Genomic DNA, 21568 nt, shown 5'->3' on the forward strand with positions numbered 1-21568 from the left:
CCCTGATGCCGCGTTGCTGCCGCATCCTTTCTAGACTACTCGACTCGCGGGGACCGGCGGCGCAGGCCGCGCGAGCGCTCGGCCGCCGCCGGTGCGGGTTCTCGGCGGCGTCCGGAGCGCCCCCAGGGCGCCGGCGCTGGCGCCGTCAGCGGTTCCGCACGCTCGACGCGTAGACGTCGACGTACTCCTGACCGCTGATGCGCTGGATCTCGAGCATGATCTCGTCGGTGATGCTGCGCAGCACGAAGCGATCGGCGCTCATGCCGGCGAAGCGGCTGAAGTCGAGGGGCTTGCCGATCACCGTGCCGATGCGGCGGATCTTGGGGAACTTCGCACCGATGGGCATCGCCTTCTCGGTGTCGATCATGATGGCGGGCACCACCAGGGCGCCGGACTCGACGATCAGGCGCGCCACCCCCGTGCGCCCGCGGTAGAGCCGCGCGTCGGGGCTCCGGGTGCCCTCGGGGTAGATGCCGAGCACGTCGCCGCGCTGCAGCACCGAGAGCCCGGTGTTCAGCGACGCCTCGGAGGCTTTGCCGCCCGAGCGGTCGATCGGCATCTGGCCGACGGCGAGCATGAAGTTCTTCACCAGCCAGCCCTTGAGCCCCTTGCCCGTGAAGTACTCGCTCTTCGCGAGGAAGTACACCGGCCGGTCGATCATGAGCGGCATGAAAAACGAGTCGATCACCGAGACGTGATTGCCCACGATGATCACGGGGCCCGAGCTCGGGATGTTCTCGGCTCCCTCGACCCAGGGCCGGTAGACGGTCTTCAGGAACGGTCCGATCAGCAGATGCTTGAAAATCCAATACAACACAGTGGCTCGCGTCCCTTCGACTCGAAACAGGATAGCCGAGCCCGCGACCGGCCGGGAGCATGCAATAGGGTTGGTGGCAGAGCGGGGCGGTTCCTCGGATCCGGCTCCGGGAGACAAGAGACCAGGTATCGAAGGAGCTGCCGTGAACCTGTCCGAGACACCGATCATTGTCCCCAGCGCGCCGCAGGACAACGTCACCGACCTGCTCGAGCAGCGCGTCGCCGCGACTCCGGATCGCGCGATCTTCGCCGTCCCCGCGGGCGACGGGTGGCGCGACATTTCGGCGGCGGAGTTCCGTGCGGAGGTCGTCGCCGTGGCGAAGGGCTTCATCGCCGCGGGGGTGCAGCCGGGCGACAAGATCGCCTTCATGTGCAAGACGAAGTACGAGTGGTCGCTCGTGGACTTCGCGCTGTTCTATGCCGGCGCCGTCATGGTGCCGATCTACGAGACCTCATCGCCGCTGCAGATCCACTGGATCGCCGAGGACTCCGGCGCCCGCGGAATCGTCACGGAGTCCGCGGACCACGCGGATCGGCTCGCCGAGATCCGCAGCGAACTGCCGGGCCTCACCCTCGCGTGGCGGCTCGACGAGGACGCGCTGGCGACGCTGCGGGCGGAGGGCGCGGAGATCCCCGACGAGGAGGTCGAGCGGAGGCGCGCGCTGGCCGAGGGCGACGACATCGCCACGCTCATCTACACCTCGGGTTCGACGGGACGCCCGAAGGGCTGCGTGCTCACGCACGCCAACTTCGTCGACCTCTCGAGGAACGCCGCCGCGGCGCTCTCGGAGGTCGTGCAGCAGCCCGGGGCGGCGACGCTGCTGTTCGTCACGCTCGCGCACGTCTTCGCCCGGTTCATCTCGGTGCTCGCCATCCACGCCGGGGTGCGCGTCGGCCATCAGGCCGACACCACGCAGCTGCTGCCCGCCCTCGGCTCCTTCCAGCCGACCTTCCTGCTCGCGGTGCCCCGCGTCTTCGAGAAGGTCTACAACTCGGCCGAGCAGAAGACCGAGGCCGAGGGCAAGGGCAAGATCTTCCGCGCCGCCGCGAAGGTCGCCGTGGAGCACTCCGAAGCCCTGGACGCCGGCAGGGTGCCGTTCGTGCTCGGCCTCAAGTTCAAGCTCTTCGACAAGCTCGTGTACGCGAAGCTCCGCGACCGCCTCGGCGGCAAGGTGCGGTACGCCGTCTCGGGCTCGGCGCCGCTCAGCCACTACCTCGGCCACTTCTACCGCAGCCTCGGCGTGAAGATCCTCGAGGGCTACGGTCTGACCGAGACCACGGCCCCCGCAACGGTGAATCTCCCCGACAAGTTCAAGATCGGCACGGTCGGCCCGGCGCTCCCGGGCCACACCATCCGGATCGCCGAGGACGGCGAGATCCAGATCAAGGGCATCGACGTCTTTAAGGAGTACTGGAACAACCCCGAGGCGACCGAGAGCGCGTTCACCGAGGACGGGTTCTTCAAGACGGGCGACCTGGGCTCGCTCGACGAGGACGGCTACCTCTCGATCACGGGGCGCAAGAAGGAGATCATCGTCACGGCCGGCGGCAAGAACGTCGCCCCCGCGCAGCTCGAGGATCCCATCCGCTCGAACACGATCGTCGGCCAGGTCGTCGTCGTCGGAGACCAGAAGCCCTTCATCGCGGCCCTCGTCACGCTCGACCCCGAGATGCTGCCGGCCTGGCTCAAGAACAACGGGGAGAGCCCCGAGCTCTCGCTCGCGGAGGCGGCCGTGCACCCGAAGGTCCGCGCCGAGGTGCAGCGCGCCATCGACCACGGCAACGAGTTCGTCTCGCGGGCCGAGTCCGTGCGGAAGTTCGTGATCCTCCCGACCGAGTTCACCGAGGCGAGCGGTCACCTCACCCCGAAGATGAGCATCAAGCGCGACAACATCCTGCGCGACTACGCGAGCGAGATCGCCGGGATCTACGGGGACAATCCGCAGACCCAGGTCGTCTCGACGATGCGGTAGAGCGGAGGCGCGCGAGGCGCCGGGCGGCGGCTCGGCCGCCCGGCGCCTCGCGCGTCGTTCGCTGCCCTAGAACCAGCTGGAGGTGCGGATCTGCCGCATCGCCTCGCCGCGCGACTCGCGGTCGAGCCGGCTGATGTAGAGCTTGCCGTCGAGGTGATCGCACTCGTGCTGCAGCGCCTGCGCCAGCAGTCCCTCCCCCGAGATCACGACCTCGCGGCCCTCGAGGTCGGTGCCGCGCACGGTGGCGCGCGGGTAGCGCAGGACCTCGAACCAGAGCTCCGGCACCGACAGGCACCCCTCGCCGGTCGGCACGGGCTCCCCCTCGAGCGCGACGATCTCCGGGTTGAGCACGTAGCTCACCTCGCCGTCGATGTGGAGGCTGAAGGCCCGCAGCGTGTGCCCGATCTGCGTCGAAGCGAGGCCGGCCCGGCCGTCGAAGGCCACGGTGTCGCAGAGATCCTGCACCAGGGAGCGGACCCCGTCGTCGATCTCGACGACGGGGTCGCACACCGTCCGCAGCACGGGATCCCCGAAGAGACGAATCTCGCGAACCGCCACCTGCTGCTCCTTACGCGATCACGACCAGCAGGTCGCCGGCCTCGACGGACCGGGTCCCGCTGAACACCAGACGCTCGATCGTACCAGTGACGGTGGCGGTGATCGCCGCCTCCATCTTCATGGCCTCGATCGTGGCGATGGGCTGCCCGGCCTCGACCGCGTCGCCCACGGCCGCCTTCAGCGTGACGGTTCCCGAGAACGGCGCCGCGACCTGGCCCGGCACCGTGCGGTCGGCCTTCTCCGCCACGGGAGCGGACACCGCGACGCGCTCGTCCTTCACGAACACCTGGCGCAGCTGCCCGTTGACCTTGAGCATCACGGTGCGCACGCCCTTGTCGTCGGCCTCGCCGATCGCCTCGAGCCCAATGTACAGGCGCACGCCCTTCGCGAGGTCGAGCACGTGCTCCTGCCCCGGTTCGAGACCGTAGAGGTAGTCGGCGGTCTCGAGCACGGAGAGGTCGCCGAACTGCTCGCGCATCGCCTCGAACTGGCGGGTCGGCTGCGGGAACAGCAGCCGGTTCAGCGCCCCGCGCCGCTCCAGGCTGGTGCCGTCGAGCAGCGCCGCGTCCTCATCGCCGATGGGGGCGACCTCGATGTCGACGGTGCGACCCGCGAGCACCTTCGAGCGGAACGGCTCGGGCCAGCCGCCCGGGATCTCGCCGAGCTCGCCCGCAAGGAAGCCGACGACCGAGTCGGGGATGTCGTACTTGCCGGGGTTCGCCTCGAAGTCGGCGGGATCGGCGTCGACCGCCGCGAGGTGCAGGGCGAGATCGCCGACCACCTTCGAGGAGGGCGTCACCTTCGGGATCCGCCCCAGGATGCGGTCTGAGGCCGCGTACATGTCCTCGATCTTCTCGAAGTTGTCCGCAAGGCCCAGCGCGATCGCCTGCTGGCGCAGGTTCGACAGCTGACCGCCCGGGATCTCGTGCGTGTACACCCGACCCGTGGGAGAGGGCAGACCCGACTCGAACGGCTTGTAGAGGGCGCGCACCGCGTCCCAGTACGGCTCGAGGGAGTAGACGGCCTCCTGCGAGAGCCCGGTGTCGCGGTCGGTGTCCGCGAGCGCCGCGACGAGGGCGGAGAGCGAGGGCTGGCTCGTGGTGCCCGACATCGGCGCCGAGGCGACGTCGACGGCGTCGACGCCCGCCTGCGACGCCGCGAGCAGAGTCGCGAGCTGGCCGCCCGGGGTGTCGTGCGTGTGCAGGTGCACCGGAAGGTCGAAGCGCTCGCGCAGTGCGGTGACGAGCTTCGCCGCCGCCGCGGGCCGCAGCAGGCCCGCCATGTCCTTGATCGCGAGCACGTGCGCACCGGCCTCGACGATCTGATCCGCGAGCTGCAGGTAGTAGTCGAGGGTGTACTTGTCCTCGGCCGGGTCGAGCAGGTTGCCGGTGTACGCCATCGCGACCTCGGCGACCGCGGTCCCCGTCTCGCGGACGGCCTCGACCGCGACCCGCATCTGGTTGACGTCGTTGAGGGCGTCGAAGATGCGGAAGATGTCGATCCCGGTCTCCGCCGCCTCGCGCACGAACGACTGCGCGACCTTCGCCGGGTACGGCGTGTATCCCACCGTGTTCTGGCCGCGGAGCAGCATCTGGATCGGCACGTTCGGCAGCGCCTCGCGGAGCGCGGCGAGGCGCTCCCACGGATCCTCGCCGAGGAAGCGCAGCGCGACGTCGTAGGTTGCCCCGCCCCAGGCCTCGACCGAGAGCAGCTGGGGGGTCAGGCGCGCCACGTACGGGGCGACGCGCAGCAGATCCTTCGTGCGCACGCGGGTCGCCAGCAGCGACTGATGAGCGTCGCGGAAGGTGGTCTCGGTGACCGCGAGCGCCGTCTGCTCGCGCAGCGCCCGCGCGAAGCCCTCGGGACCGAGCTCGAGGAGCTGCTCCCGGTGCCCGGCCGGCGCGGGACGCGTCAGATCGGCGGCGGGCAGCTTCGACCCGAGATCGGCGTGGGAGACGCGCGCCCCGTTGGGCTGGTTCACCGTCACGTTCGCCACGTGCTGCAGCAGACGCGTCGCGCGGTCCTTCGGCTTGTTCATGTCGAGCAGCTCGGGCCGCTCCTCGATGAACGAGGTCGCGATGTCGCCTTCCTGGAAGGCGGGATCCGCGAGCACCGCCTGCAGGAACGGGATGTTCGTGGAGACGCCGCGGATCCTGAACTCCGCCAGCGCGCGCTGCGCACGGGTCACGGCGTCCCTGAACGAGCGGCCCCGGCAGGTGAGCTTCGCGAGCATCGAGTCGAAGTGCGGGCTGATCTGCGCACCGGCGTTGATCGTGCCGCCGTCGAGGCGGACGCCGCCGCCGCCCGGCGAGCGGTAGGCCGTGATGCGACCCAGATCGGGGCGGAACCCGTTCGCGGGATCCTCCGTCGTAATCCGGCACTGCAGCGCGGCGCCGCGCAGCTGGATGTCCTCCTGGCGCAGCTCGAGCTCCTCCAGCGTCTCGCCCGCGGCGATGCGCATCTGGGCCCGGACGAGGTCGACGTCGGTGACCTCCTCCGTCACGGTGTGCTCGACCTGGATGCGGGGGTTCATCTCGATGAAGACGTGCTGGCCGGCGCGCTCCCCCTCGGTGTCGAGGAGGAACTCGACGGTGCCGGCGTTCTCGTAGCCGATCGACTTCGCGAACGCGATCGCGTCGCGGGTCAGCGCATCGCGGGTCTCCTGGTCGAGGTTCGGGGCCGGCGCGATCTCGACGACCTTCTGATGGCGGCGCTGCACCGAGCAATCGCGCTCGAAGAGGTGGACGGCGTGGCCGGTCTTGTCGGCGAGCACCTGGACCTCGATGTGGCGCGGCCGCAGCACGGCCTGCTCGATGAACATCGTCGGATCGCCGAAGGCCGATTCGGCCTCGCGCATCGCCGATTCGAGAGCGTCGCGGAGATCCTCCTCGCGCTCCACGCGGCGCATGCCGCGCCCGCCGCCGCCCGCCACGGCCTTCGCGAAGACCGGGAAGCCGATCTCCTTCGCGCCCGCGATGAGCGCCTCGATATCGGTGGAGGGCGGGGTCGACTGCAGCACGGGCACGCCGGCCGCGATCGCGTGCTCCTTCGCGGCGACCTTGTTGCCCGCCATCTCGAGCGCCTTCCGGCCCGGGCCGATGAAGCGGATGCCCGCAGCCTCCGCGGCGGCCGCGAGATCGGGGTTCTCGGACAGGAAGCCATAGCCCGGGTAGATCGCGTCGGCGCCCGACTCGCTGGCGACGCGAACGATCTCGGCGACGTCCAGATAGGCGCGGACCGGGTGCCCCTCGTCGCCGATGAGGTACGCCTCGTCGGCCTTCAGGCGGTGCAGGGAGTTGCGGTCCTCGTACGGGAACACCGCAACCGTCCTGGCGCCGAGCTCATGGGCGGCGCGAAAAGCACGGATGGCGATCTCGCCGCGGTTCGCGACCAGGATCTTCTTGAACATTACAGAGGCTCTCCCTTGTGTCTCTGCCCAGGCTGTCTTGTGAACGTACATAGCCTACTGGCAAGGTCGCTCCACATTGTCTGACAACATGAGGAGGACCGCCCTTAAATCTATCGCAGGCGGCCCCGCCCGCGAGCATCGTCCCCTCGGACTTCCAGGTGAGCCCTCAGTCGGAATCCACTAAACTCGACGTGTGCATGTTCTCAGCGTGAGCTCCCTCAAGGGCGGAGTCGGCAAGACGACCGTCACCCTCGGCCTGGCCTCGGCGGCCTTCTCCCGCGGCCTGCGAACACTGGTGGTCGACCTCGACCCGCAGTCGGACGTGTCGACGGGGATGGACGTGAACCCCGACGGCCACGGCAACATCGCCGACGTGCTCGAGAGCCCGAAGGAGAGCGTGGTGCGCGGCGCCATCGCTCACAGCGGCTGGGCCAGGCACCACGAGACGGGCACCATCGACCTGCTCGTGGGCAGCCCCTCCGCGATCAACTTCGACGGGCCGCACCCCTCCGTGCGCGAGATCTGGAAGCTGGAGGAGGCGCTGGCCGTGGTCGAGGCCGACTACGACCTCGTGCTCATCGACTGCGCGCCCTCGCTGAACGCCCTCACGCGCACGGCCTGGGCGGCGAGCGATCGCGTCCTCGTCGTCACCGAGCCGGGGCTCTTCGCCGTCGCGGCCGCCGATCGCGCCCTGCGCGCCATCGAGGAGATCCGCCGCGGCGTCAGCCCGCGTCTCCAGCCGCTCGGCATCCTGATCAACCGGGCTCGGCCGCAGTCGATGGAGCACCAGTTCCGCACGCGCGAGCTCCGCGAGATGTTCGGCCCGCTCGTGCTCAATCCCCAATTGCCCGAGCGCACCTCGCTGCAGCAGGCGCAGGGCGCGGCGAAGCCCGTCCACATGTGGCCCGGCGAGGCGGCGCAGGAGATGGCCGGGTACTTCGACCAGGTGCTCGATCGCGTGCTGCGATCGGCCGGCATCAACGCTCCCCCGGCTGCCGTATCGCCGGGCCGCAGCACCACCTCCGTGACGGAGGATCCGCTTCCCGACGAGGTGTCTGACACGGCCTCCGTCGTCACCGACCGCGCCCCCGAGTAGGGCGCGGCGGCGATACGGAGGGGTGGGCGGCTGCGGCGGCCCGCCCCTCCGTCGTCCCAGGGGCCGGCTCCCCCGCGGCGGTTCCCCGAGGCGGAGGGGGCTCCGCCTCGGGCCGAACCGGGCGGGGTTCGCTAGGAGATCTTCTTGCGGGTCTCGCGACGGCGGGCGAGCTCGTCGACCTCGGCCGCCGCCCGGTGATCGTCCATGTCGACGAGCGAGGTCTCGACCTCGCGGAGGACCTTGCCGACGGCGATGCCGAAGACGCCCTGGCCGCGGCTCACGAGGTCGATGACCTCGTCGCTCGAGGTGCAGAGGTACACGCTGGCGCCGTCGCTCATGAGCGTGGTCTGGGAGAGGTCGTGCACGCCGGCCTCGTGCAGCTGGGCGACCGCGGTGCGGATCTGCTGGAGGGAGATGCCCGTGTCGAGCAGGCGCTTGACGAGCTTCAGCACGAGGATGTCGCGGAAGCCGTAGAGGCGCTGCGAACCGGAGCCCTTGGCGCTCCGCACGGTCGGCTCGACGAGCCCCGTCCGGGCCCAGTAGTCGAGCTGACGATAGCTGATGCCCGCGGCGCGAGCGGCCACCGCCCCTTTGAACCCCCCGCTCTCGTCGGGCTTCGGGAGCCCGTCGTCGAAGAGCAGCTCAGCCCCCAGGGTGTCGCGCCGCTGGGGCCCTTCCGGACCGGTCACAGAGGCGTCCGCGTCACCCGACGGCAGCTGAGTGTTCTCCATGGTGGTCCTTTCCAGCGGCGCCCATCGCACCGAGCCTCATCAACGCTACCGCCGGGGGTGCCCGCATGCAACGACCGGAGCACTTTGGATTCCGCGTGTCGCGTTCAGGTAGAGGTTTAAGGTTTTCGGCGGTCGCCGAGAACGCCCGGAAGGGCCGGGTTCTCGTCTCGAACCGAGCCCGTCAGCCCGCGAGCAGGCGGTTGCGGAGCACGCCCGAGCGCAGCGTGTCGAGGTACCCCGCGAGCTCGAGCGAGTCCTCGTCGGAGTGCGGGCTCCCCGTCTTGACGCCGCGGGTCGCGACGGCCTGCGAGATGAGCTCGGCGTCGCGCTCCGCCGCCACCCGCAGGGACCGGAGGTGGCGGGGGGTGATCCCCCGCTCCGACAGCTTCACGAGGGCGGTGAGCTGCGCCACCGCCTCGTGGGGGAAGACCTCCGCTGCCGGCAGCAGACCCGCCGCGATGGCCTCGCCGAGCAGCCGGGAGCTCGCCCCGGTGAGGCGCTTCAGCTCATCGCTGCCGAGCAGCTTCCGCGGGGAGAGGATGCTCGACGCGCTCCGGGGCGCCGCGCCCGGGATCACGGGATCCCGACCCTGGTCGACCTCCTCCAGCACCTCGGCGATGACCTTGAGCGGCAGGTAGTGATCGCGCTGGAGCGTCAGGATGAGGCGCAGCCGCTCGATGTGCGCCTGCGAGAACTTCCGGTAGCCCGATTTCGTGCGCTCGGGGGTGATGAGCCCCTGCTCCTCGAGGAAGCGCAGCTTCGACGGGGAGAGATCCGCGAAGTCGTCCTGCAGGCGCGCGAGCACCTGCCCGATGCTGAGCAGTCCGGCCGTCGCGAGCTGGGCGTTCTGGGCCGCCACGTCAGCTCTCGTCCGCGAGATCGAATCGCGAGGCGAAGAAGGTGAACTTGAACTTGCCGACCTGCACTTCCACGCCGTCTTCGAGCACCGTCTCGGAGTCGATGCGCGACCCGTCGCAGAAGGTGCCGTTGAGCGACCCGAGGTCGACCACCGAGAATCGGGTGCCCGAGCGGCGGAACTCGGCGTGCTTGCGCGAAACCGTGACGTCGTCGAGGAAGATGCCGACGCCGGGTCGGCGGCCGGCCACCGTGACGTCCTGGTCCAGCAGGAAGCGGGCGCCCTGGTCGGGCCCGCGGCGCACGACGAGCAGGGCGGCGCCCGTGGGCAGCGCGCCCACGGCCTCCTGCTCGTCGATCGTCAGGTCGATCACGCGGGCGCGGATCATCGCACCCAGGTCCTCGCGGAACTGCTGCGTGGAGCGGACTTCGGTATCGTCGGCGCGACGAGCCTGATTCTCGGCGTTCACGTCTTCACCCATCCCTGATCGGGGGCTTTCGCTGCCGGGGTTCCGGCCCTTCTACGCTACCGCAAGCCCTGCCCCGCTCGCATCCCGTCGGAGCGGCTACTCATGCGATTCGAGGAATGCGTACACCTCGTGCGAGTCGACGCCGGGGAACGTTCCCGTCGGCAGCGCGGCGAGCAGGCTCGTCGGCGTCGCCGCCTCCGGCCACGCGGCCGCCTCCCACTTTCGGGTGAGGTCGTCGGAGGCGAGTCGGCAGCAGCTCTCGTCCGGGCAGCGCGACCGATTGCGGTGCGGAGTCTCGCGACCGCGGAACCACTTGACCGCGTCGAACTGCACCCCCACGCTCACCGAGTAGAGGCCCTCCTTGGCCTTCTCCACCCGAGAGGTGCACCAGTACGTTCCCCCCGACGCCATGTCGGTGTACTGGTACCAGGGGTTGAAGCGATCGGGCTGGGCGAAGACCGTGCGCGCCGTCCAGTTGCGGCACACCGACGCCCCCTCGAGGTTGCCGAGGCCGTCGGACGGGAAGCGCACCCCGTCGTTCTCGTACGCCTTGATCAGGGTGCCCGACTCGTGCGCCTTCATGAAGTGCACCTCGAGGCCCAGCCGCTCCGTCGCGAGGTTCGTGAAGCGGTGAGCGGCCATCTCGTACGACACGGCGAAGGCGTCGCGCAGATCCTCCATGGAGATCTGCCGCTGCCGCTTCGCCTCCGCCAGCATGCCGACCGCGGCCTCCTCGGGCAGCAGCACCGCGCCCGCGAGGTAGTTCGCCTCGACGCGCTGGCGCAGGAAGTCGCCGTAGCTCCGGGGCTCCTCGTGCCCGCAGACGAGGCTCGCGAGGGCCCGCAGGACGGGCGCGCGGGCGTCGCGGGAGGGGAGGTTGCTGCCGAGGTAGATGCGACCGTTCCGCCGATCGATCACGGAGCGCGTGGAGTGCGGGAGGTCGGAGACGTAGTGCAGGGTGAAGCCGAGCTTCCTCGCGATGTCGGCGATCGTGCGCTGCGAGACCGGGCCTCCGCCGTAGCCCACCGAACCGAGCAGCTCGCCCGCCTGCCGCTCGAGCTCCGCGAAGTAGTTGCCCCGCACGCGCATCTCGGAGCGCAGCTCCGTGTTGGCCCTGCGCGCCTCCTCGGGAGTCGCCGCCCGCTCGCGGTTCAGCCGCTCGACCTCCTGGTGGAGCCCGAGGATCGCCCGAAGCGTCTCATCGCTCGTCGCCTTCGACACGCGGATCGGCTGGATGCCGAGCGATCGGAAGACCGCTCCGCGCTGCGCGCGCTCCACCGCGATCTCAAGGGCCGCGCGCTCGCTCGGCGCCTCCTCGGAGAGGAGCTCGTCCACCGTGGATCCGAGCGCGGCCGCGAGCGCGCGGAGCACCGGAAGCCGGGGCTCGCGCTTGCCGTTCTCGATCGCCGAGAGCTGGGAGGGCGCGCGGTCGATCGCCGCGGCGAGCTGCTCGAGCGTCAGCCCGAGCTGCGCGCGGCGCTCGCGGATGCGCCGGCCGAGGGTGAGAGCGTCCGCAGCACCCTCCGGGTCGGGGGCCACGGCGGAGAGCACCCGGCCCGACGAGGACTGCGCTGGGGCGTCGTAGGGAGTCATAGGGGCATCCTCTCAGATCCGGATTCTTCCGACAAGCAGAAATATCGATGTTCTTCACCCCCGCGTACCTCGGATCGGGCCGCGAAACCGCCCGCAAGATGGAAACACGCAGACCAACGCCCGAGGACGGGCCCGTCGACAGGAGTCACCGTGACCAACGAAGCATCACCGCACCCGACCGCCGAGCAGCTGGCCTGGGACTGGGAGAACGACCCGCGCTGGGAGGGCATCGAGCGCGACTACAGCGCGGAGGACGTCGTCCGGCTGCGGGGCAGGGTTCAGGAGGAGCACACCCTCGCGCGCCGCGGCGCGGAGAAGCTCTGGGCCCAGCTCACCGAGGAGGCCGCCGAGGGCCGCTACACCCACGCGCTGGGGGCGCTCACCGGCAACCAGGCCGTGCAGCAGGTGAAGGCCGGTCTCCGCGCCGTCTACCTCTCGGGCTGGCAGGTCGCCGCCGACGCCAACCTCTCGGGCCAGACCTACCCCGACCAGTCGCTCTACCCGGCGAACTCGGTGCCGCAGGTGGTCCGCCGCATCAACAACGCCCTGCTCCGCGCCGACCAGATCGAGCACGCCGAGGGCATCCAGAGCGTCGAGGACTGGCTGGTGCCGATCGTCGCCGACGCAGAGGCCGGCTTCGGCGGCCCGCTCAACGCCTACGAGCTCATGAAGTCGATGATCGCGGCGGGCGCCTCGGGCGTGCACTGGGAGGATCAGCTCGCCAGCGAGAAGAAGTGCGGCCACCTCGGCGGCAAGGTGCTCATCCCGACCCAGCAGCACATCCGCACGCTGAACGCCGCGCGCCTCGCCGCCGACGTCGCCGGAGTGCCCAGCGTCATCGTCGCCCGCACCGACGCCGAGGCCGCCACGCTCATCACCTCCGACGTCGACGAGCGCGATCAGCGCTTCATCACCGGCGAGCGCACCCCCGAGGGTTTCTACAAGGTGCGGAACGGCCTCGAGCCCTGCATCGCCCGCGCCAAGGCGTACGCCCCCTACTCCGACCTCATCTGGATGGAGACCGGCACCCCCGATCTCGACCTCGCCCGGAGGTTCGCCGAGGGGGTCCGGTCGGAGTTCCCCGACCAGATGCTCGCCTACAACTGCTCGCCGTCGTTCAACTGGAAGAAGCACCTCGACGACGCGACCATCGCCAAGTTCCAGCGCGAGCTCGGAGCGATGGGCTTCACCTTCCAGTTCATCACCCTCGCCGGGTTCCACTCGCTCAACTCCTCGATGTTCGACCTCGCGCACGGCTACGCCAGGAGCGGCATGTCGGCCTATGTCGAGCTGCAGGAGCGCGAGTTCGCCGACGAGGCGCGCGGCTACACGGCGACCAAGCACCAGCGCGAGGTCGGCACCGGCTACTTCGACGCGATCTCGACCGCTCTCAACCCCACCGCCTCGACGCTGGCGCTCGTGGGCTCGACCGAGGAAGGACAGTTCTGATGAGCACCGCCACGCTTCCGACCACCGCCACCGGGCCGCGGATCGAGGTGACCGGCCGCGCCTTCGAGCGCAGCGACGAGATCCTCACGCCCGAGGCGCTGCAGTTCCTCGCCGAGCTGCACCACCGTTTCGCGGGCGCCCGACACGACCGGCTCGCCGACCGCCAGCGCCGCCGCTACGAGATCGGCAACGGACGCGACCCGCGCTTCCGCGACGACACCAGGCACATCCGCGAGGACGCCGAGTGGCGCGTCGCGGGGGCGGGACCCGGTCTCGAGGATCGGCGGGTCGAGATCACCGGCCCGACCGACCCGAAGATGACGATCAACGCGATGAACTCCGGCGCCCGCGTGTGGCTCGCCGACCAGGAGGACGCGACCAGCCCGACCTGGCGGAACGTGATCGGAGGCCAGCTGTCGCTGTACGACGCGATCCGGGAGCGCCTCGAGTACACGAGCCCGCAGGGCAAGGAGTACCGGGTCACCGCGGAGCGCACGCCCACGATCGTGATGCGCCCGCGCGGCTGGCACCTCGTCGAGAAGCACATCCGCTTCGTCGACGCGAAGGGGCGGGCGGGGGCGGCCTCCGGCAGCCTCGTCGACTTCGGGCTCTACGCCTTCCACAACGCGCGGGAGCTGGTCGAGCGGGGACGGGGCCCCTACTTCTACATCGCCAAGCTCGAGTCGAGCGAGGAGGCGAAGCTCTGGGACGACGTCTTCACCTTCACCGAGCGGGCCCTCGGCCTCCCCCACGGCACCATCCGGGCGACCGTGCTCATCGAGACGCTGCCCGCCGCGTTCGAGATGGAGGAGATCCTCTACGTGCTGCGCGACCACTGCGCGGGCCTCAACGCCGGCCGGTGGGACTACATCTTCTCGATCATCAAGAACTACCGCGGTCGGGGCGCCCGCTTCGTGCTCCCCGACCGCAGCGAGGTGACGATGACGGTGCCGTTCATGCGCGCGTACACCGAGCTGCTGGTGAAGACCTGCCACCGACGCGGTGCGCACGCGATCGGCGGCATGAGCGCCTTCATCCCGAATCGCCGCGACCCCGAGGTCACGCGCCGCGCGGAGGAGAAGGTCAGCGCCGACAAGCACCGCGAGGCGAACGACGGCTTCGACGGCACCTGGGTGGCCCACCCCGACCTCATCCCGGTCGCGCAGCAGGAGTTCGACGCCGTGCTCGGCGACCGGCCCCACCAGGTCGACCGACAGCGCGACGACGTCGAGGTCACGGCGGCGCAGCTGCTCGACGTGCACATCGGGCGCGACATCACGGAGGCGGGCGTGCGCGAGAACGTCTCCATCGGCATCCGCTACATCGAGTCGTGGCTGCGCGGCATCGGGGCGGCGGCCATCGACAACCTCATGGAGGACGCCGCGACCGCGGAGATCAGCCGCTCCCAGATCTGGCAGTGGATCCACCAGGATCAGACCACCGCGGAGGGCACGGCCATCACGCGCGACTGGGTCGAGGGGCTCGTCGACGAGACCGTCGCGGGGTTCGAGCGGTTCGAGGGCGACCGCTACGAGGACGCGGCCGAGCTGTTCAGAGACGTCGCGCTCGGCAGCGACTTCCCCGCCTTCCTCACGGTGCCGGCGTACAGCCGGTACCTCGTCGACGCGTAGCCCGGCGGGCGGCTCAGGGGCGGGATTCCTCGGGATCCCGCCCCTTCGTCTCTCCGGCCCGCTGCGCCTCGCTCCGCTCGATCGCGGGTCCGAGCTCGTCGACGAAGAGGCTGTCCGTGTTCAGCTGCCCGGTGCGGTAGGCGGCTCGACCGACCATGTGGGCCGAGATCGGGGCGGTGAGCGACTGGAACACGAACACGGGGATCAGCGCCAGCAGCGTCGAGAAGGAGCGCTCCTCCAGCGCGATGGCGAGGATGATCAGCAGCAGGCCGAAGATCTGCGGCTTCGTCGCCGCGTGCAGGCGGCTGAGGGCGTCGGGGAAGCGCAGCAGGCCGACGCCGGCGGCCACCGAGAGCACCGCGGCGAGCAGGAGGCACACGAGGGCGAGCACGTCGAACACCAGATCAGACATGGCTCGTACCCTCCCCGCCCCGCTCGGGCGACGAACCCGAGGGCGAGGCTCCCCGCCGCTTCACGTATCGCGCCACGGTGATCGTCGCGAAGACGGACGTGGCGGCGATGGCGATCATCAGCGGGATCGTCTCCGTGTGCCCCCGCACCACCATCTCGGCGCCCACGGCGAGCATCAGCGTGGTGAGCAGCACGTCCGAGGCGATCATCCGGTCGAGGATCGTCGGCCCCTGGATGATGCGGACGAGCGCGCACAGCGCCGTCGCCGCGATGCCGAGCGCCGCGCCGACCACCATGCAGATCGTGAAGAGCGTCATCGGATCGCCTCCAGTTCCTCCCGGGACCCGACGGCCCGGATGAGCAGGTTCTCGATGTGGTACACGTCGCGGCGCATGCGGTCGATGTCCTGCTGCGCGGGCGTGTTCAGCACGTGCAGGTACAGCGTCGACGAGAACCGGTCCACCTCGGCGACGAGCGAGCCGGGGATGAGCGAGTTCGTGAGGCCCACCATCGTGAGGATGAAGTCGGAGCGGGTGCGCAGCTCCACCGCGATGATCGAGGTGGGCGGCGGGGGGCCGGGCCGCACGGCGAGCCACGCCACCTGCCAGGAGGCTCGCGAGAGGTGCCAGAAGAAGTAGACCAGGTAGCGCAGGGCGTACCACGGGTTGAAGCGGCCGGCGAGCTTCACGGGCGGCAGGTAGAAGAGGCGGGTCACGACGACGGCGACCACGATGCCGCTGACGAACGACATCCACGACACCTCGTGCCAGAGCGCCATCCAGGTGAGGACGAGCCCGATGAGCAGCGGCAGCTCGTGCAGCCGCAGCACGCGCTCGATGCGGCTCGCCCGCCGCGGACGCGGGGTCCGCCGGGCGCCGGCCTCGCCGCCTCCGCTCATTCGCCGTCCTCCTCACCGGTGTCCAGGGGGTGCCCGTGGTGGTCCCGCTCGAGTCGCGTGTCCCCGCTGCCGCCGCCCAGTTCGCCGCGGTGCTCCCCGAGCACGCGCTCGACGAGCTGCCCGGGCTCGGCGACCGTTTCGCCCGCCCTCGTCGAGTAGGCGTAGAGCGGCCCGGCGAACACGGTGAGCGCGATGCTCACCGCGACCATGCCGGCCGTCGCTCCGATCATCAGGCGCGGCGTCTCCTTCTGCTCCTGCAGGGGCTGGGCGTCGGGGGCGTCGTGCAGCGCCTCGAGCATCTGCGCCTCCCGCTTGCGCAGCAGCAGCGCCTCGGTGCTCGTCGGCTTCGGCGCCTTGCCGTCCGCCGTGACGCGGGGGCGCCAGAAGGCGAGGGTCCAGGCGCGGGCCAGCGCGTAGAGGGTGAGCAGCGACACGAGGGCGCCCACCCCCATCAGCCAGTAGGCGCCGGGGGTCGCGAGTTCCGCGGCGGCGGTGAAGAGGCCCAGCTTGCCGATGAAGCCCGAGAACGGGGGGATCCCGCCGAGGTTCAGCATGGGGACGAAGAACAGCACCGCGATCACGGGGGCGCTGCGGAGCATGCCGCCGAGACCGGCGAGCGAGGTCGTCCCGCCGTGCCGCTCGATCAGGCCCACCGCGAGGAAGAGCGTCGTCTGCACGATGATGTGGTGCGCGATGTAGTAGATGGTCGCGGCGAATCCGGCCGAGTTCGCCATGCCGATGCCGAAGATCATGTAGCCGATGTGGCTGATCAGGGTGAAGGAGAGCAGGCGCTTGATGTCGAGCTGGGAGACCGCGCCCAGGATCCCGACCACGAGCGTGAGCCCCGCCACCACGAGCAGCAGATCGTCGACGCTCGAGTCCGGGAACAGGAGGGTCTGGCTGCGGATGATGGCGTACACGCCCACCTTGGTGAGCAGGCCCGCGAAGACCGCGGTGACGGGCGCGGGAGCCGTCGGGTAGGAGTCGGGCAGCCAGAACGCGAGCGGGAACACGGCGGCCTTGATCCCGAACGCGATCAGCAGCGCCAGGTTGAGCAGCAGCTGGATCTCGCTCGGCAGCTCCGCGATGCGCAGGGTGAGCTGCGCCATGTTGACCGTGCCGGTCGCGCCGTAGATGAGGCCGATCGCGGCGAGGAAGAGCACGGAGGAGACCAGCGAGACGACGACGTAGGTGACTCCGGCCCTGATGCGCTGCACCGTGCCGCCGAGGGTGATGAGCACGTAGCTCGCGACCAGCAGGATCTCGAAGCCGACGTAGAGGTTGAAGAGGTCGCCCGCGATGAACGCGTTGCACACGCCCGCGCCCAGCACGAGGTAGGTCGGGTAGTAGATCGACACGGGCGTCTCGTCGTCGCCGTCGGCGAGGCCCTGGCCCAGCGAGAACAGGAAGACCCCGAGCAGCACGACGGCCGAGACCGTGAGCATGAGGGCCGAGAGCCGGTCGACGACGAGCGCGATCCCGAACGGCGCGGCCCAGCCGCCGACCTCCATGACGAGCGTGCCGCCGGCGTCGACGGCCCACATGAGCACGCCGCCGAGCGCGACCACGACGGTGAGCGCGGTCACGGTGATGGTCTGCTGCACGCGCCGCTGCCCGGGGAAGACCAGCGCCAGGGCCGCGCCGACGAGCGGCACGAGCACGACGAGAGGGACGAGAGGGGTCATCGCGGATCCTCCCCCGCGCCCGCGCCGTCCACGGCGCCGTCGAAGGCGCTCTCCGCAGCGTCGTCGGCCGCGTTGTCGGAGAACTCCCGCGTCTCGGCGAGATCCACGTCGGTGACCTCCACCGTGGTGAGGGCCTCCGTGGTCGCGAGCTCCAGATCGTCCTCGTCGTCCTGCACGCGGTCCTCGTCGTGGTGCGCGAGGCGCCAGCTGCGGTAGATCAGTGCGAGCAGGAAGGCGCTCACGCCGAAGGTGATCACGATAGCGGTGAGGATGAAGGCCTGCGGCAGCGGGTCGCTCATCTCCTCGGGAGCGGCCTCGCCCGAGATGGGGGCGGCGCCGAACGAACCGGACATGAGGAAGATCAGCAGGTTCGTCGCGTTCCCGACGAGCAGGAAGCCGAGCAGCAGCCGCGTCAGCGCTCGATCGAGCAGCAGGTACACCCCGCAGGCGTAGAGCACCACCATGACGGCGACGAGCACGAGAGGCATGGTCATCGCGGGGACACCTCCTCCTCGAGCGCCGTCTCGGCGTCCTCCTCCTCGTGCTCGTCGATCTCCGCTCCCAGGCTGCGCAGCACGTCGAGGATCAGGCCGAAGACCACCAGGTAGACGCCGATGTCGAAGAGCGTGGAGGTGACGAAGGAGAGCTCGCCGAAGGGGCCGAGGTCGAGATCGAACCAGGCCGACGCCAGCGCCGACTGGCCGAACAGGAGCGGGAGGAACGCCATCGTCACCGCCACGGCGAGGCCGGTGCCGAGGATCCGGCCGGCGTCGAGCGGGACGGTCGCCCCGAGCTCGTAGCGCCCGCCCGCCAGGTACCTCGCGACGAGCGCGAGGCCCGCCACGAGGCCGCCGGCGAACCCGCCTCCCGGCGTGTTGTGACCGGTCAGCAGCAGGTACAGCGAGAGCAGCATGAGGGCGTGGAAGATCAGCCGCACGACGACCTCGAGCAGGATCGAGCGCCGCGCGGGGTCGAGGTGGCGGCCGGCGAGCAGCCAGCTGACCCGCTGGGTCGCGTCGTTGGGGTCGGCCACCTTGAGCAGGTGCTCCCGCACCTGGCTGCGCGCGGCCTTGCGGCTCAGCTTCGGGCGGTTGTCGACGCGCGTCCTCAGGAACACGAGGGAGGCGACGCCCGTCGCGGCGGCGAGGATCACGGAGAGCTCCCCCATCGTGTCCCAGCCGCGGATGTCGACGAGCATCACGTTCACGACGTTCTTGCCGTGCCCGCCCGTGTAGGCGAGCTCGGGGAGCTGCAGGGAGATCGGCTCGGCCACCCGCGCTCCGAGCGACACGAGGGCGACGCCGCCGAGCACGAGGCCCACGGCGGCACCGATGACCGCGCGCATCCACCGCACCCTCGGCGCCGGGACCGAGCCGATGCGCTGCGGCAGCCGGCGGATGACGAGGATGAACGCGATGAGGGTCACCGTCTCCACGAGCGCCTGCGTGAGCGCGAGGTCGGGCGCCCCGTGCAGCGCGAAGATCGCCGCCATGCCGTAGCCGGTTACTCCGACCAGCACCACGGCCTGGAACCTGGTGCGCGCGCGGAGCGAGAAGACGGCGGCGAGGATCATGATGATGGCGATCGGGATCTGCACGGGAGAGCTCGCGAACTCGAGCCTCTCGGGCAGCACGCCCGTCGTGATGAGGGTGCCGCCGATGGCGAGCACGAAGACGCCGAGGATCACCGCGAGGTAGAAGGGCAGCGAGCCGCGCTGAGTGATCGCGGTCAGTCGCACGGCGAGTTCATCGATCCAGTGCGTGAGCACCCAGTAGGCGTGGGAGGCCGAGAAGCGCTCGGGCGACGGCGGCAGCAGCGGGCTCGTGCGACGCACCACGAGCAGCAGCAGCCCGCCGAGGATCAGGATCGACGCGGAGACGGCGAGCACCGGTGTGAAGCCGTGCCAGAGCGCGAAGTGCTCGGGCGCCAGCGTCTCGTCAGACGACCCGGCGACGGCGGCCTGCAGCCAGGGGTCGAGCAGCGTGGCTCCGAGGCCGCCGAGCACGGTGAACGCCGCGAACACCGCCGGAGCCACGAGGATTCCCGCCTCCTGCCGGTGCGCGAGGGGCGTCGGCTCGACACCCGGCTTCGAGCCGAAGGCGCCCCAGAGGAAGCGCCCCATGTAGGCGACGGTGAGCACGCTGCCGATCGCGGTGAAGGCGAAGGCGAGGTAGGCGATGGGGCGTTCCTGGCCGATCGCGAGCAGCTCGGTGAGGGCGGACTCCTTCGCGACGAAGCCGAAGAACGGGGGCACTCCCGCCATCGACAACGACGCGAGCGCGGCGATGACGGCGAGGGCGGGCACGCGTCTGCCGAGCCCGCTCAGCTTCCGGAGGTCGCGGGTGCCCGTGCCGTGGTCGATGATGCCGACCGTCAGGAACAGCGGCGCCTTGGCGACGGCGTGCGCGAAGAGCAGCGCGAGGCCGGCGAAGTCGCTGCGCGGGTCGGCCGCGCCGAAGACCATCACCAGCAGGCCCAGCTGGCTCACCGTTCCATGGGCGACGATCAGCTTGATGTCGAACTGGCGGAGGGCCCGGATGCCGCCGTTGATCATGGTGATCGCGCCGAGCACGACGAGCGTCTCGCGGTAGCCCGGGACGTCGCCGAAGGCCGGACCCATGCGGGCGATCAGATAGATGCCGGCCTTCACCATCGCCGCGGCGTGCAGATAGGCGCTCACGGGCGTCGGGGCGGCCATCGCGCCGGGGAGCCAGAAGTGGAAGGGGAAGATCGCCGACTTCGACAGGGCCCCGGCGAGCAGGAGGAACGCCGCCGTCGCGCCGAGCGCTCCCCCGGGCGGGTCGGCGACGATGCCCGAGAGTTCCGAAGTGCCCGCCGCCGAGGCGAGCAGCACGAGCCCGACCAGCATGGCGAGCCCGCCGAAGGTGGTCACCATGAGCGCTTGCAGCGCGGCCGCGCGGCTGGTGCGCAGCTTCGAGGAGTGGCCGATCAGCAGGAAGGAGAACACCGTGGTGCCCTCCCAGAAGATGAAGAGCAGGTAGACGTCATCGGCGAGCACGAGCCCGAGCATGGAGGCGGCGAAGCCGAGGAACACCGAGCCGAAGCGGGGCAGGCCGGCCTCGCCGCTGTCGAAGTATCGGGTGCAGTAGAGCAGCACGAGCGCCCCGGCGCCGGTGACGAGCAGCGCGAACATCAGCGAGACGATGTCGAGCCTGAAGGTCAGGGCGAGATCGAGCTGCGGCACCCACTCGAACCGCTCGACGAGGACGGCGCCCGAGAGGATCGCGGGCGCCTGGACGGCGAAGAGCACGCACGCCGCGGCCAGCGCGAGAGCCAGCAGGTAGAAGGCCTTGCGCCCGAGACGCCGGATCAGCGGATACGCGAGGATCGAAAGGATGGAGATGGCGAGCAGACCACTCGTCATCAACGCCATCCGCAGCCCCCGCTTCCTCGATCTCTCGCCACTTCGAGTCTAGCGGACGCCAGGTTTCGAAACCCTGTGCGCGAGGGCGTGGAACCTTCGTCTCTCGACGGGCCGCGGGGCATGCTGCCGCCTCCCAGGCTGCCACACGCGATACGAAAACCGTCGATATAACACGAATAGGGCCGTCCGGGAACAGCACGCCAACTCTGGCGTACCGTCCCTGAACGACCCTACTCATCACAGAGGAGTCCGGCGGTGTCCTACTCTCCCACACCCTCCCGAGTGCAGTACCATCGGCGCTGTCAGCCTTAGCTTCCGGGTTCGGAATGTCACCGGGCGTTTCCCTGACGCTATAACCACCGTAACACTATTGACCTACCAAACACCCCACCACCCCCACCCCAACACAAAAAGGGGGGGTTATGGGTAGGGTTCTTGGACCATACGTCAAGAACCACAAAGCGGACGCGAACACACACACACTGACACCCATGCCCCACACCAATATGCGGGATGAAGTCAAGTCATCGGCTTATTAGTACCAGTCAGCTCCACACCTTACAGCGCTTCCACATCTGGCCTATCAACCCAGTCATCTCCTGGGAGCC

General features: G+C 70.0%; 17 protein-coding genes and 2 rRNA genes. 4 read left to right on the forward strand and 15 right to left on the reverse strand.

Annotation, left to right across the window (positions count from 1 at the left end; translation table 11 throughout):
* Positions 1-145 precede the first annotated feature (145 nt).
* Complete coding sequence (locus JD276_RS09270; RefSeq protein ID WP_200115354.1) at positions 146-817, reverse strand: lysophospholipid acyltransferase family protein; 672 nt, start codon at positions 815-817, stop codon at positions 146-148.
* Positions 818-959: 142 nt separating this feature from the next.
* Between JD276_RS09270 and JD276_RS09275 the strand changes: the two genes are divergently transcribed.
* Complete coding sequence (locus tag JD276_RS09275) at positions 960-2789, forward strand: AMP-dependent synthetase/ligase (RefSeq protein WP_200115355.1); 1830 nt, start codon at positions 960-962, stop codon at positions 2787-2789.
* 66 nt (positions 2790-2855) lie between these two features.
* Here JD276_RS09275 and def read toward each other — a convergent pair whose 3' ends face one another.
* Complete coding sequence (gene def, locus JD276_RS09280; RefSeq protein WP_200115356.1) at positions 2856-3347, reverse strand: peptide deformylase; 492 nt, start codon at positions 3345-3347, stop codon at positions 2856-2858.
* Between the two features lie 10 nt (positions 3348-3357).
* A complete protein-coding gene (locus JD276_RS09285) occupies positions 3358-6756 on the reverse strand; it encodes a pyruvate carboxylase (protein ID WP_200115357.1) in 3399 nt (1132 codons plus the stop codon).
* 193 nt (positions 6757-6949) lie between these two features.
* Between JD276_RS09285 and JD276_RS09290 the strand changes: the two genes are divergently transcribed.
* Positions 6950-7852 carry a ParA family protein gene (locus JD276_RS09290; RefSeq protein ID WP_200115358.1) on the forward strand — a complete coding sequence of 301 codons (903 nt, stop codon included), beginning with the start codon at positions 6950-6952 and terminating at the stop codon, positions 7850-7852.
* A 131-nt stretch (positions 7853-7983) separates the two neighbouring features.
* Here JD276_RS09290 and JD276_RS09295 read toward each other — a convergent pair whose 3' ends face one another.
* The 4 genes from JD276_RS09295 to JD276_RS09310 all read right to left on the reverse strand — a co-directional run bounded on the left by JD276_RS09295 (position 7984) and on the right by JD276_RS09310 (position 11501).
* The gene (locus JD276_RS09295) at positions 7984-8583 is read right to left on the reverse strand and encodes a MerR family transcriptional regulator (RefSeq protein WP_200115359.1); all 600 of its coding nucleotides are present in this window, start codon (positions 8581-8583) and stop codon (positions 7984-7986) included.
* A 181-nt stretch (positions 8584-8764) separates the two neighbouring features.
* The gene (gene ftsR, locus JD276_RS09300) at positions 8765-9442 is read right to left on the reverse strand and encodes a transcriptional regulator FtsR (protein ID WP_200115360.1); all 678 of its coding nucleotides are present in this window, start codon (positions 9440-9442) and stop codon (positions 8765-8767) included.
* Between the two features lies 1 nt (position 9443).
* Entirely contained in the window at positions 9444-9908 is a 465-nt protein-coding gene (locus JD276_RS09305; protein WP_307866516.1) for an FHA domain-containing protein, read from the reverse strand.
* 96 nt (positions 9909-10004) lie between these two features.
* Positions 10005-11501, reverse strand: a complete 1497-nt coding sequence (locus JD276_RS09310; RefSeq protein ID WP_200115362.1) for an XRE family transcriptional regulator — start codon at positions 11499-11501, stop codon at positions 10005-10007.
* Positions 11502-11651: 150 nt separating this feature from the next.
* On the opposite strand from JD276_RS09310, the gene aceA reads away from it, so the two are divergent.
* Both aceA and aceB read left to right on the forward strand, forming a co-directional pair.
* Positions 11652-12950: an isocitrate lyase gene (aceA, locus tag JD276_RS09315; protein ID WP_200115363.1), complete on the forward strand. Its 1299-nt coding sequence runs from the start codon at positions 11652-11654 to the stop codon at positions 12948-12950.
* Entirely contained in the window at positions 12950-14581 is a 1632-nt protein-coding gene (aceB, locus tag JD276_RS09320) for a malate synthase A (RefSeq protein ID WP_200115364.1), read from the forward strand. Before aceA ends, aceB begins: the two co-directional genes overlap by 1 nt.
* A 13-nt stretch (positions 14582-14594) precedes the next feature.
* On the opposite strand, the gene mnhG is transcribed toward aceB, so the two are convergent.
* From mnhG to JD276_RS09360, 8 genes are all read right to left on the reverse strand, one after another.
* Positions 14595-14993 (reverse strand): monovalent cation/H(+) antiporter subunit G, encoded by a 399-nt coding sequence (mnhG, locus tag JD276_RS09325; protein ID WP_200115365.1) that lies wholly within the window; start codon positions 14991-14993, stop codon positions 14595-14597.
* Positions 14986-15309 (reverse strand): MrpF/PhaF family protein, encoded by a 324-nt coding sequence (locus JD276_RS09330; protein WP_200115366.1) that lies wholly within the window; start codon positions 15307-15309, stop codon positions 14986-14988. The genes mnhG and JD276_RS09330 overlap by 8 nt, the downstream gene beginning before the upstream one ends.
* A complete protein-coding gene (locus tag JD276_RS09335) occupies positions 15306-15890 on the reverse strand; it encodes a Na+/H+ antiporter subunit E (RefSeq protein WP_200115367.1) in 585 nt (194 codons plus the stop codon). The genes JD276_RS09330 and JD276_RS09335 overlap by 4 nt, the downstream gene beginning before the upstream one ends.
* Entirely contained in the window at positions 15887-17575 is a 1689-nt protein-coding gene (locus JD276_RS09340; protein ID WP_200115368.1) for a Na+/H+ antiporter subunit D, read from the reverse strand. The genes JD276_RS09335 and JD276_RS09340 overlap by 4 nt, the downstream gene beginning before the upstream one ends.
* The gene (locus JD276_RS09345; protein ID WP_200115369.1) at positions 17572-18069 is read right to left on the reverse strand and encodes a Na(+)/H(+) antiporter subunit C; all 498 of its coding nucleotides are present in this window, start codon (positions 18067-18069) and stop codon (positions 17572-17574) included. Before JD276_RS09345 ends, JD276_RS09340 begins: the two co-directional genes overlap by 4 nt.
* On the reverse strand, positions 18066-20960 hold the full coding sequence (locus JD276_RS09350) for a Na+/H+ antiporter subunit A (RefSeq protein ID WP_307866517.1): 2895 nt from the start codon (positions 20958-20960) through the stop codon (positions 18066-18068). Before JD276_RS09350 ends, JD276_RS09345 begins: the two co-directional genes overlap by 4 nt.
* Before the next feature lie 247 nt (positions 20961-21207).
* Positions 21208-21324: ribosomal RNA gene (gene rrf, locus JD276_RS09355) — 5S ribosomal RNA — on the reverse strand.
* Between the two features lie 151 nt (positions 21325-21475).
* Positions 21476-21568, reverse strand: a 23S ribosomal RNA gene (locus tag JD276_RS09360); the annotation flags it as partial.

The sequence above is a fragment of the Leucobacter chromiisoli genome, from assembly GCF_016522505.1.
Classification (GTDB): domain Bacteria; phylum Actinomycetota; class Actinomycetes; order Actinomycetales; family Microbacteriaceae; genus Leucobacter; species Leucobacter chromiisoli.

Excerpts from the sequence above, each read along its gene's own strand:
- JD276_RS09285 (WP_200115357.1), bottom strand. The coding sequence starts at position 6,756 with ATGTTCAAGAAGATCCTGGTCGCGAACCGCGGCGAGATCGCCATCCGT.
- JD276_RS09295 (WP_200115359.1), bottom strand. The coding sequence starts at position 8,583 with ATGGAGAACACTCAGCTGCCGTCGGGTGACGCGGACGCCTCTGTGACC.
- JD276_RS09310 (WP_200115362.1), bottom strand. The coding sequence starts at position 11,501 with ATGACTCCCTACGACGCCCCAGCGCAGTCCTCGTCGGGCCGGGTGCTC.
- aceB (WP_200115364.1), top strand. The coding sequence starts at position 12,950 with ATGAGCACCGCCACGCTTCCGACCACCGCCACCGGGCCGCGGATCGAG.
- mnhG (WP_200115365.1), bottom strand. The coding sequence starts at position 14,993 with ATGTCTGATCTGGTGTTCGACGTGCTCGCCCTCGTGTGCCTCCTGCTC.
- JD276_RS09330 (WP_200115366.1), bottom strand. The coding sequence starts at position 15,309 with ATGACGCTCTTCACGATCTGCATGGTGGTCGGCGCGGCGCTCGGCATC.
- JD276_RS09335 (WP_200115367.1), bottom strand. The coding sequence starts at position 15,890 with ATGAGCGGAGGCGGCGAGGCCGGCGCCCGGCGGACCCCGCGTCCGCGG.
- JD276_RS09340 (WP_200115368.1), bottom strand. The coding sequence starts at position 17,575 with ATGACCCCTCTCGTCCCTCTCGTCGTGCTCGTGCCGCTCGTCGGCGCG.
- JD276_RS09345 (WP_200115369.1), bottom strand. The coding sequence starts at position 18,069 with ATGACCATGCCTCTCGTGCTCGTCGCCGTCATGGTGGTGCTCTACGCC.
- JD276_RS09350 (WP_307866517.1), bottom strand. The coding sequence starts at position 20,960 with ATGACGAGTGGTCTGCTCGCCATCTCCATCCTTTCGATCCTCGCGTAT.